The 10,482-nt window shown below is 72.3% G+C and carries 7 protein-coding genes; all 7 read right to left on the reverse strand.

Annotated features, from left to right (window positions below; translation table 11 throughout):
• Positions 1 to 26 precede the first annotated feature (26 nt).
• Complete coding sequence (locus ACFQ7Q_RS36280) at positions 27 to 1,727, reverse strand: PucR family transcriptional regulator (protein ID WP_383562954.1); 1,701 nt, start codon at positions 1,725 to 1,727, stop codon at positions 27 to 29.
• A 114-nt stretch (positions 1,728 to 1,841) separates the two neighbouring features.
• Positions 1,842 to 2,840, reverse strand: a complete 999-nt coding sequence (locus ACFQ7Q_RS36285; protein ID WP_383562957.1) for a hypothetical protein — start codon at positions 2,838 to 2,840, stop codon at positions 1,842 to 1,844.
• 3 nt (positions 2,841 to 2,843) lie between these two features.
• Positions 2,844 to 3,350 carry a hypothetical protein gene (locus ACFQ7Q_RS36290; RefSeq protein ID WP_383562960.1) on the reverse strand — a complete coding sequence of 169 codons (507 nt, stop codon included), beginning with the start codon at positions 3,348 to 3,350 and terminating at the stop codon, positions 2,844 to 2,846.
• On the reverse strand, positions 3,347 to 6,700 hold the full coding sequence (locus ACFQ7Q_RS36295; protein WP_383562963.1) for a CHAT domain-containing protein: 3,354 nt from the start codon (positions 6,698 to 6,700) through the stop codon (positions 3,347 to 3,349). Before ACFQ7Q_RS36295 ends, ACFQ7Q_RS36290 begins: the two co-directional genes overlap by 4 nt.
• A gap of 201 nt (positions 6,701 to 6,901) precedes the next feature.
• Positions 6,902 to 7,429 (reverse strand): hypothetical protein, encoded by a 528-nt coding sequence (locus tag ACFQ7Q_RS36300; RefSeq protein ID WP_383562966.1) that lies wholly within the window; start codon positions 7,427 to 7,429, stop codon positions 6,902 to 6,904.
• Between the two features lie 160 nt (positions 7,430 to 7,589).
• On the reverse strand, positions 7,590 to 8,855 hold the full coding sequence (locus ACFQ7Q_RS36305) for an MFS transporter (RefSeq protein WP_383562969.1): 1,266 nt from the start codon (positions 8,853 to 8,855) through the stop codon (positions 7,590 to 7,592).
• Positions 8,852 to 10,225, reverse strand: a complete 1,374-nt coding sequence (locus ACFQ7Q_RS36310; RefSeq protein ID WP_383562972.1) for a GH1 family beta-glucosidase — start codon at positions 10,223 to 10,225, stop codon at positions 8,852 to 8,854. The genes ACFQ7Q_RS36305 and ACFQ7Q_RS36310 overlap by 4 nt, the downstream gene beginning before the upstream one ends.
• Positions 10,226 to 10,482 lie beyond the last annotated feature (257 nt).

Here is a 10,482-nt window from a genome sequence, read left to right on the forward strand (position 1 = left end):
CCCGTCGACGTGGACGTCCTGAGGTCTCAGCCCGTCGACGCGGCGGTCGGATCCGAACCGTCGGTTCCGGTCCCGCCGCCGTCGTGGGTGCCGCGTCGGGGGCCCGCGCCCGGGCCCAGCAGGCGCAGTTGCACCATCGCGGCGAACCTCGCGGCCGGATCCCGGAGGTCCATCTCCCCCACCTCGGCCACCCGACGGATCCGGTAGCGGAAGGTGTTGGGGTGGACGAACACGCTCGCGGAAGCGGTGATCACGTCCCCGAAGGCGTCCAGCCATGCCCGCAGCGTCTCCACCAGGTGGGCGTTGTGCTTGGCGTCGTAGGCCACGAGCCGGGCGAGGGGACCCGACAGCTCGTCGCGATGGGCGAGCGCGAGGTCCCGCATCTCGATGAGCAGCGCGTCGACGTACACGTCGGCGATCGAGGCCACGCGCTGGGCTGCCCGGCCGCTGAGCAGCACCCGCAGCGCGCGGTCGGCGTTCGCCCGCGAGCGCGGGAGCGCGGCGGGCTCGTCGGCCACCGAGCCGATCCCGATGACGACGCCGGCCCGGCCGCCGGTGCGTCGCAGGAAGTTCGACGCCACGTCCAGAGCGCGTTCCCGGGCCTGGGCGGTGTCTCCCGGCACCGGGAAGAGCGCGTACGCGACATCGCCGAGCAGTGCGACGGCGGAGCGCGGCTGGACGGCGGTGAGGTGCACGGACAGGGCCCCGGTCAGGCGCTGGCGCTCGGCGGTGACGTGGGCGTGGTCCTCCCCCTGGTCGGGTGCCAGGCCCATGGCCATGACGAGGGTGGGTTCGTCGACGAGCCCCAGTCGGCCCAGTGCCTCGACCGCCCCCGCTCCTCCCTCCAGCGCGGTGGTGACGAGGTCGGCCCGCAGTCGGTTCTCCGCGTCCGTGCCGGCCCGGAGCCTGAGCATGTGCAGGGCCACGAGCTTGGCCGACTCCAGGAGCGCCCGTTCGCGCTCCTCGGTGAGGGGTTTGCGCAGCGCGGCCCATACGGACCCGAGGTACTCGTCACCGGCACGCACGGCCACCGCGACCCGCGGCAGCGCCACCTCGTCGCCGAAGGTCGGCGCGGGGACGTGCACCAGGCCCTCGCTGAGATACAGCTCCTTGAAGACGCCGTGTTCCTCGTGGAGACGCAGGTACCGTTCGGGCACCTGGCGGGCCAGGATGCTCTCCACCCGGGCGGTGTCAGCCTCGTCCTGCCGGCCGGAGAAGGCGAGGATGCGGGAGCGGCGGTCCTCGATGGTGACGGGGGCGTCGAGGAGGGTGGCGATCGCGTTGGCCAGGGCGAAGAGGTCGCCCGAAGGCACCCCGCCCAGGGTCTGCTCCTCGGCCTCGCCGACATCGCCCTCGGCGAGCAGGGTGCGCAGCATCGCCGCCAGCTGGGCCCAGGAGGCTCCGCGGGTGAGCGCGAGCAGAGCGACGCCGGTCTCGTCCACGACGTGCTCCAGCTCATCGTCGTCGGCGACGGGACCGCGGACGACGAGAGCGGTGGCACCGAGCGCGGCGAGACCGCGTAGGAGCCGGGCGATCTCCGCCGCTTCGTGCACGCCCACACCGAGCACGATGGCGTGCTCCGGGTAGTGCTGCTCGTCGTACGGATCGTGGATGCCGACGCCGCCGATCTCCCCGGCCGCCTCGGGGTCGCCGTACACCAGGTCCAGCAGTGTGTGGCCGAAGTCCTCGAGGACCCGGCCGAGGCTCCGGGCGGGGCGCGCGGACATATGCCTGATCATCTCCGCAGGTTAGGACAGACGCGGCCTCTTCATGCGGTACCCCCGTACGAGAATACGCCCGCCCGTTCGTACCGTGATACGAACGAGTGGGGGGCGTCACGCCTACAGGGTCAGGGCTCCCACGAGTCCGACGGCGGCAGCGACCGCCACGGTCAACTGGGTCAGGGAGATGGTCGTGCCCGTCCGCGCATCCGGAACGTCGGGAGCGGTCCGCGGGCCCTCGGCCGGCGGGATCGCGTGATGCGTGGGAACACCTCGGTGCCAGAACAGACAGATCCGCTTCCAGCGTTCCCGCTCCGCGTCCGGACCGGGGGGCCGCTCCTCGCCGAGCGCCTCGAGGAGTTCGATCCGGTGCAGATCGAAGGCCACCCGGACGTGCTGCCCGTAGACCAGCGCGGCGTTGAGGGCGCCTCGGTAGGAGGCCCATGCGAGCAGGATGCCGCCCCACAGGCAACACAGCAGGAGGGCCGGCGGGCCTCCCCGGGCTGCCACACAGCCGGCGCCGAGTACAGCGAAGGCACAGGAGAGGACGGCACGTACCAGGAGCGCGGACAACTCCGCCCGCGCCGTCACCAGTGCTCCGAGCAACCCTCCCGGGAGGAGATGGAACAGTCGGGGCCACACGAGGACGGCATCGATTCCGTAGCGCAACTGCGGGTACAGCTCCGCGGCCTTGAGAATGTTCCCCAGGCGGGTCGGTCTCACCTCGTGGGGTCGAGATCTCGGCGGGTAGAGGTGCTGCGCCGATCCGTCGGGAGACCTCAGCAGCCGCAGCCGGTGGCAGCGGCGTCCGAACCGGCCGAGCGACAGGTCCGCGAGCCGGCCCCAGTAGCCCTCCGCGCACCTCAGCAGGGCGGACTGGGCCGATTCCAGCAACGCGGAGACGAGCAGGACGGCGGTCAGGAAACCTCCCACCAGCACTACCTTGACCTCGACGGGTTGGGATCTCCAGGCATGCAGCCAGGCACTGGGAGGCCGCTCTCCACCGACCAGCGCGACGACGACCAGCAGGGAGCAGAAGACCAGGCTGGGCAGCAGCACGACGCGGACGAATCGACGGCCCGCGAACTGGGCCGCCTCGCCCAGCGTCGTCGTGAACATCGGTCACTCCGCCCTGATGGCCAGCGGATGCGGTGTGGCCTCCGGCCCCGCTCCGGGACAGACCGGCGGGAAGTCGGGGTCGTACGCGGTCAGCGTGGTGAGCCGGCCGCAGTGGCAGATGACCCGTGCGACGGGGGTGGTGCAGGTACCGGCGAGAACGGCGTCCGAGGGCGACGGGGTGTCGCTGCGCAGCGTGCCGCGGGCGGACAGGGCGACCAGGTACTCGGAGACGATGTGCCGTTCCAGCACACCGAGCGTGCGACCGCCGTCGTGGACCAGCGCACCGTACGGATTGAGGGCCAGCAGGTCGAGCGCATCGCCGGTGCACAACGCCGACATGGTCATGGGAGCCGGCAGCAGCACCGCCGGCGGAAGGCCGGTGTCCGCGTCGTCGAGCCTGCCGAGCGCGGTGGGCCGCCCCTCCGCATCCACGGTCATGACGTAGCCGCCGTCCGCCACCGCTTCGGACAGCGGGGTGACGGGAGCCAGGACCAGTTCGCCGAGTGTCATCGCCAGTCTCCTACCAGGGTGAACGGTGCCCAGAAGAACGGGGAAGCGAAGGCCGGCAGCGAGTAGTCGCAGCTCAACCGGCCGTGCTGGAATCGGACCTGTCGCTTCAGTTCGGCCAGGGCACGGCGTTCTTCGGTGCCGATTCCGGTGCCCGGCAGCAGTCTCTCGATCTCGTTCAAGGCCCCTGCCGTGTCACCGGCCCGCAGTCGCAGCCGGGCGAGGTCGTGCCCCAGCCGCACGGCGATCGGCTGGTTCGCCGACAGGTTCCCGAGCCGCTCGCACTGCGCGACGGCGTCGCGGAAGCTCATTCCGCGCACCTCGCTGCGCGCCGCGGACAGGGCCGCCGCGACGGGGCGGCCACGCCCGAGTTCGCGGTAGAGGCCGGCCATCAGCAGAGCGGTGGAGACGTCGTTGACCGCCCACTGGCTGACGATCACCGCCCTGGCCCCGGCATGCAGCAGTGCTCTGGTGAGGCCGATGAGCTCGTTGCCCCTCCGGTACTGCTGGGCCCCGGTCTCGCATCCGCTCACCACGACCAGGGAGGCGTCGAGCCGTACGGAGAGGAAGTCCTCCACGGTCAGCCGCCCGTCGGCCAGACGGACCGCCGACCCCGAGGGCTGTGCCTGGTCGAAGCCGTAGTGGCAGGCGAGGTGGAGCACGTCGTACGTCTGCGCACCGAGCCTCTCCAGCAGCCGGCGGCGGGTCGCGGAACCGCCGGTGTGCACCTCGGCGTGGGGCAGGAGGGCACCGATGAGATGGGCTTCGGCCCGAGCGTGCGGCAGATCGCCGTCCGGGTCGGCCATGATCAGCGCCCGTCGGAGGTCCGATTCCCCGTCCCGGCCGAGCCGATGCCGCAGCAGTGAGGCGCTGGGGGTGACGCAGAGCGGATTGCGCTCGCCGAGCGGGGTCCCGTCCACCTCGACCGCATGCAGGGGCAGGCCGTGCAGGGGCCCGTCGGGCACGAGCCACAGGGTCTCCCCTGCCGCCACGTGCTCGGTCACCGCCCGCAGCAGGGACCGCAACGGATCCCCCCACTGGGCCGGACCGTCCGGTGCGGGCAGAGGCAGCACGTTCGGGTCCTCGTCCAGGGGCACCGCGAAGACCGCCGCCGTCGGCCGGTCGGCGCGCACGACCAGCGCCAGCATCCGCGAGCCGCAGCGGACGAGTTCGCAGAGCACGACTCCGGGTGGCAGAACCGTGCGCAGTTCCTCGAAGGTGGCCGGGGCTCCACGCCGGTGTCTGACGTAGGCCGCGCCGAGCGGTCCTGACGCCTCCAGCTCCGCCCAGACCGCCTCGCGAGCCGCGCGGTACCGTCGCTGATGAGCAGGGTAGATGTCCATGTGCCCGAAGCCGGTACGGTCTGGGCTCGGGAGGACTCCGCCTCGCACCCGCCCTTGCTCCATCCTGCGCTCCAGGTCATGCAACTCCGCTAGCTGCAGCGGGAGTTCAGGAGCCACGGAGGAGCCGAACACCTCCAGCAGCAGCCGGGACCGGCTGCGTTCGGCCAGCTCCACGGCGTCCGCCGGCGTGAGGTGGCCGGCCCGCCCGTCGACGATGAGCTCGATCAGTTGCACGCAGGAGGGTGTGAGGTCCAGGTCGATCCGTGTGTCGCCGTCGCTGACGCGTTCCCGCAACCGCTCGACGAGATCCACCACGGCCAGCAGCTCGGTGGAGAGGTCCGCCCAGCGGCGCTCCGCCTCGGCGATCCGAGCCAGCAGCCTGTGGGCCTCCGCCTCGTTCGGCAGGTCGCCGAGGGAGCGGGCGACGGAGGCCACCTCTTCGGCGATGCTCCGCGCGGCCGGGGATCCGCTCTCCCGGGACTCCCGCGCGCGCTGCAGCGCCTGACGCAGATCGTGGGCGGCGGGCATCTCGTAGCGGTCCGCGAACGAGCTGTGCATTCCGCGCGCCCGGGCCTGGGCGGGGAGACTCGGTCCGAGCGTCTCGGCGATGCGGGCGAAGCGCTGCTCGACCAACCGCACGAACGCGATCTCCTGGTGAAAGTGGCTGCCGAACGGCAGCCATGTCGGCAGCTCGTCGAAGAGTCCCTTGGCGGACCGCAGGTCGAGCGGCATCCTGCGGGCGGCTGCCGCGCTCGCCGCCCTGTCGCCTGCCGCCGCCTTCAGCACCAGGGCCAGACAGGCCACCGCCCTGGGCAGGTTCCGCTGGGCGGTGACCTGTTCCAGCTCCCGCCGGGCTTCCTCCGGCCGTCGCAGGTCGAAGATCAGCACGTCGGCGGCGAGACAGCGAGCGGCTGCCGCGTTGCCGTGGAGGCCGGCTTCGGCGTACAGCTCGGCGGCACACAGGCGGTTGTTGAGCGCGTAGTCGAACTCCCCGGAGGAACAGCTCACTTCCGCCCGGACCATCGCGGTCATCGCCGTGACGATCCGCGAGGTGTTCCACAGTTCCCGGTGCCGGGCGGAGTCCGGTCCGATGTGCTGGCTGCAGAGCCAGCGCAGCGATTCGGCAGCGGCCTCGGCCGCGCTGATCCACGGCTCCCCCTCCGCGGCGGGCACGGCTCTCACGGACCGCCAGACCATCGGCACCAGGCCGTACGCCTTGCGGGAGGACAGCATTTCACGGTGGCGCAGCCACAGTTCCCACAGCGCCAGGTCGGGCTCGTGCGGTGGACGTGTCGCCGTCGCCCACCACCGCTCGCGGGCGATCGCGTAGAGGCCGAGGGGGAAACGGTCGCCGGCGATCCGTGTCGTCAGAAGCGCGACCGCCGCATCCGCGCGCAAGGCCCAGTCGCCGGTCCGCAACGCGATGAGGGCGAAGCCGATCTCCAGGACGGTCATGACCGTGGCCGCGGGCAGGAGCGCGCCCGCATCCGGCTGGACCACGGCGACCAGCGCCGGGGTCCAGCCGTAGCAGAGCCAGGTCCGGAGGCGGCCGAGGCACCGTACCCGGAGTGACGACACTCCCCGCACCTGCGGCCATGTCCGGTACTCGCACAGGCAGCCGAAGAGGGTGACCGCGACGGCGGCCACCACCGACAGGGCCACCTCCCACAGGGAGGGAGCCGCCCTGCCCGGCGGCAGCAGCGTCGCAAGCCCTGTCGCCGCGACCAGCAACACGGCCTCGGTGCGGCACTGCTGACGCCTCGTCGCCCTGCTGATCACACGCATGCGCCGGTCGCCGATACCCGCGCGCACCAGGATGAGCACGGCGAGGAGCACGCGCAGGACGTCGGAGCCCGACCCCAGGTCGACCCGCCCCGACCCGACCACGATCAACAGCGGTGCGGCGGCCCCGGCCAGCCGGGCCGCACGCCACCGGCGATCGTGCAGGTCGGTGGGCTGGGCCTGGATGTCCTCGTAGCGCCAGAGCCGCTCTCGGCTGCGCAGCCGCATCGTACGAATCCCCCGCCCGGAAGTAGATCGACAACCAGGCTAGGGGCCCATCGCTGCGTGAACGGGCCTCACGGATCCTGTCACCCGAACGTGGCAACGACGGGTCTCCGGCCGCGGCCGGAGCGGGCCGGCCACGGGGGGGACACCGGGAATCGCTCTGTCAGTGTGGCGACGCCACGGCGCCGCGGTCCGCCGGGGTACCTAGCTCACCCACTGCCGCAACAGTTCCTCCCGCTGGGACACCCGAGGCGACCCGCCCTCCCAGGCGCGGCCCCACTCCGACATCGCCGCCAGCGTCGTGGCCATCGTCGCGGCGCCCTCCGTGAGGCGGGACAACAAGGTTCGGGAGAGGTCGACCTCCGTCGAGGAGTAGCCGACAACGGCGGCCACATAGGTCCTCAGCTCGTGCTCGCCGTCGTGTGTCCGCACGCGCATCGTCATGATCGCCGGGGGCCCGCCGCCCGGGCCCGGGCCCCCGGGCAGCGCCAGGTTCACCACCGTGTCCAGGGCCAGCTCCGTGACCGCGCCCATCCGCCGCTTCAGGGATGTCACGGGGACGTCCTCCATCGTCAGGGCACGCACGTCCTCCCACAGGTGGAGGCCGGACTGTCCGTCACCGAGGGCCACCACCCCCTCAGGCGTCAGGCGCGCCCCGGGACCCGGGCCGGAGGGCTTCGCGCCCACGTACACGTCACCTTCGGCGATCCAGAACAGGCCCACCATGGCCATGGGTTGCTCACTTCCCCCGACGACGGCGCCGCCGTCGTGTCACACGTCGAACGATCAGGTCGCCCTCCGCAACGCGTGAACGAGCGGGGAAGTTCCCCCAGGCCAGGGGCCCCGTCCGCACGAAAGCCGTTCCCTGCCGACTGGACCGCGAGATGTCGCCTCAGGGGACCGAGCGGATGCGGCGCACCAGGATGGAGCCCGCGAGGGCCAGGGCGCCCGCGAGCGCGTACAGGGCCGTGTACCCGCCGAAGTGGGTGACGATCGGGGCCGCGACCACGGGGGCCAGCACCTGCGGCAGCGCATTGGCGATGTTGATGACGCCAAGGTCCTTGCCCCGGTCCTCCGCCGTCGGCAGCACGTCCGTGAGCAGGGCGAAGTCCACAGCGGTGTACACGCCGAAACCGAGGCCGAGCACGAGCGAGGCGACGACCGCGCCCGTCCAGGTCTGCCAGACGGCGAGCAGCAGGGTGGCCGCGGAGATGACGAGACCCGACCGGATCACGTAGGACTTCCGCCGGCCACTGCGGTCCGACCTGATGCCGCTGATCACCACCGTGGAGAGCAGGGTGAGCGCGTTGAGCGCCGTGAGGATCAGGACGCCGTTGTCCGCGTCGCCGTCGTAGCGCACGGCGTCGGTCAGGTAGTAGAGCAGGTACATCGTGCTGATGGAGTACGACAGGTTCATCAGGAACCGGGTCAGCCAGGCCCAGCCGAAATCGGGGTGGCGGCGCGGGTCGATCCAGAAGCCGGCGAGGAACGTCCCCCAGCGGAAGGCCGGCCGCGCTGCGACGGAGAGCGCGGTGTCACGCCGCATCAGTACGTACGGAACGGCCGCGAGCACCGAGAAGGCCGCGCAGGCGACGTATCCGGCGGCCACCCCGCCCGCGACCGTGGCCAGCGCCGTACCCGCCAGGATGCCGACGACCTGGGAGACGCCGAGCCAGCCGCCGACCAGTCCGCGCTGCCGCGGCGGCACCTGGTCGGGGACCGCCGCGGTGAGGGCGGCGAAGGCCGCGTTGAGGGCGAGCTGGACCAGGCACCAGCCCGCGATCACGGTCGCGACGCTCTGCGCCCCGGCGAGGACGAGCAGCCCGGCCGCCCCGCCCGTCACTCCGCCGACGACCCAGGGGATGCGCCGGCCGACGGACGCCGTCGTCCGGTCGGAGAGCGCGCCGAAGACGGGGTTGGCGACCATCGACACGGCTGCGCCCACGCCCGTCACCAGGGCGAGGGTGGACGCCTTGTGGTCGGGGGTGAGGTGCTCGGCCTGGCGTGCCAGGAGCAGTTGCAGAGGGCCGAACCAGCCGACCCAGACCCCGAGGTTGGCGAGGGACAGCGCGCTCACCCACCGTCCGCCGGCCGGGGTGCCGGTCGTGCGGGCCGGCTCTGCCGAGGTTCCCTCCGCCGCCGTCCCCTCGGCGGTCATCTGCCGCTCTTGATCAGGTCGCGGTACCAGGCGTACGACTCCTTGGGCGTCCGCTCCAGCGTCTCGTAGTCGACGTGGACGAGCCCGAACCGCTGCCGGTACCCCTCCGCCCACTCGAAGTTGTCGAGGATCGACCAGATGAAGTACCCGCGGACGTCGGCGCCTTCCGCGATCGCCTCGTGCAGCGCGCGCACGTGGCCGTCGTGGTAGGCGATCCGGCGGGCGTCGTCGATCCGCCCCGTCTCGGGATCCGGCCCGTCACCGTACGAGCACCCGTTCTCGGTGATGTAGAGGGGCGGCAGCCGGTCGCCGTAGCGCTCGCGCATGGTGGCGAGCAGTTCGCGCAGTCCGTCCGGGACCACCGGCCAGCCGAAGTCGGTGAGTTCGCGTCCCTCGATCTGCCGGATGCCGAAGGGGAGGTCGGACGGTATCTCGATGCCGCCGAAGGCGGAGTCGGCGTCGGCGGTGGGCTGCGGGGCGCCGACGAGCATCGGGTTGTAGTAGTTGATGCCGTACCAGTCCAGGGGGGCCGAGATCGTCTTGAGGTCCTCGGCCACCGGGCCGGGGAGGAGCGAGGCCAGGCCGGCCGGGTAGGAGCCGGTCAGGACGGGGTCGGCGAAGAGGCGGTTCGTGAGGGTGTCGTACAGCTCGGCGGCCGCCCGGTCGTCGTCGCTGTCGCCTGCGGTCCACACGGGACTGTGGGAGGCGGCGATGCCGATCCGGCGGGCGCCCGCGGCGCGCAGGGCCTGTACGCCCATGCCGTGGGCCAGGAGTTGGTGGTGGGCGACGGGCAGGGCGTCGAACACGAGACGCCGGCCGGGGGCGTGCTCGCCGAGGCCGTATCCGAGCAGGGTGACCTCGGCGGGCTCGTTGATGGTGATCCACATGGGCACGCGGTCCGCGAGCCGCTCCGCGACCACGGAGGTGTACGCCGCGAACCGCTCGGCCGTGTCCCGGTTCAGCCAGCCGCCCTGCTTCTCCAGGGTGAGCGGGGTGTCCCAGTGGAAGAGGGTGGGCACCGGGGCGATCCCCGAGGCGCACAGCTCGTCGACGAGCCGGTCGTAGAAGTCCAGCCCCTTGTCGTTGACCCGGCCGTGGCCGTCGGGCAGGACGCGGGACCAGGAGACCGAGAACCGGTAGGCGCCGACGCCGAGTCGGGCCATCAGCGCCACGTCCTCGCGGTAGCGCCGGTAGTGGTCGGTGGCCACGTCCGCGTGCGAGCCGTCCTTGACCCGCCCCTGTTCTCCGGTGAAGGCGTCCCAGCTGGAGGGGCCGCGGCCGTCGGCCGTGAGCGAGCCTTCGATCTGGAAGGCGGAGGCGGAGACTCCCCAGAGGAAGCCGGCCGGGAACTCGGGTACGGGCGCTGTCATGAAGGACTCGCTTCGATCGCCGGGGTGCTGGTTGCTCACGGCACTTTCGGGCCCCATGGTGCGCCCTGTCAATGGAAAGTGAACAATTCTCAGCTTTTCCCGGTGCGGCGTCGGGGCTTCCGCCGTGCCACGACGTCGGGGCCGGGGGGGGGGGGGGGGGGGGGGGGGGCCCCGGGGGGCCCCCCCCGCCACCAGAGCGCACCCGACGGGGGGTTGGGGGGGGGGCCCGCGGGGGCCGCGCCCCCCACCGGGAGAAC

It is taken from the genome of Streptomyces sp. NPDC056527 (assembly GCF_042794475.1).
Lineage (GTDB): Bacteria > Actinomycetota > Actinomycetes > Streptomycetales > Streptomycetaceae > Streptomyces.

Excerpts from the sequence above, each read along its gene's own strand:
- ACFQ7Q_RS36280 (WP_383562954.1), bottom strand. The coding sequence starts at position 1,727 with ATGTCCGCGCGCCCCGCCCGGAGCCTCGGCCGGGTCCTCGAGGACTTC.
- ACFQ7Q_RS36285 (WP_383562957.1), bottom strand. The coding sequence starts at position 2,840 with ATGTTCACGACGACGCTGGGCGAGGCGGCCCAGTTCGCGGGCCGTCGA.
- ACFQ7Q_RS36290 (WP_383562960.1), bottom strand. The coding sequence starts at position 3,350 with ATGACACTCGGCGAACTGGTCCTGGCTCCCGTCACCCCGCTGTCCGAA.
- ACFQ7Q_RS36295 (WP_383562963.1), bottom strand. The coding sequence starts at position 6,700 with ATGCGGCTGCGCAGCCGAGAGCGGCTCTGGCGCTACGAGGACATCCAG.
- ACFQ7Q_RS36300 (WP_383562966.1), bottom strand. The coding sequence starts at position 7,429 with ATGGCCATGGTGGGCCTGTTCTGGATCGCCGAAGGTGACGTGTACGTG.
- ACFQ7Q_RS36305 (WP_383562969.1), bottom strand. The coding sequence starts at position 8,855 with ATGACCGCCGAGGGGACGGCGGCGGAGGGAACCTCGGCAGAGCCGGCC.
- ACFQ7Q_RS36310 (WP_383562972.1), bottom strand. The coding sequence starts at position 10,225 with ATGACAGCGCCCGTACCCGAGTTCCCGGCCGGCTTCCTCTGGGGAGTC.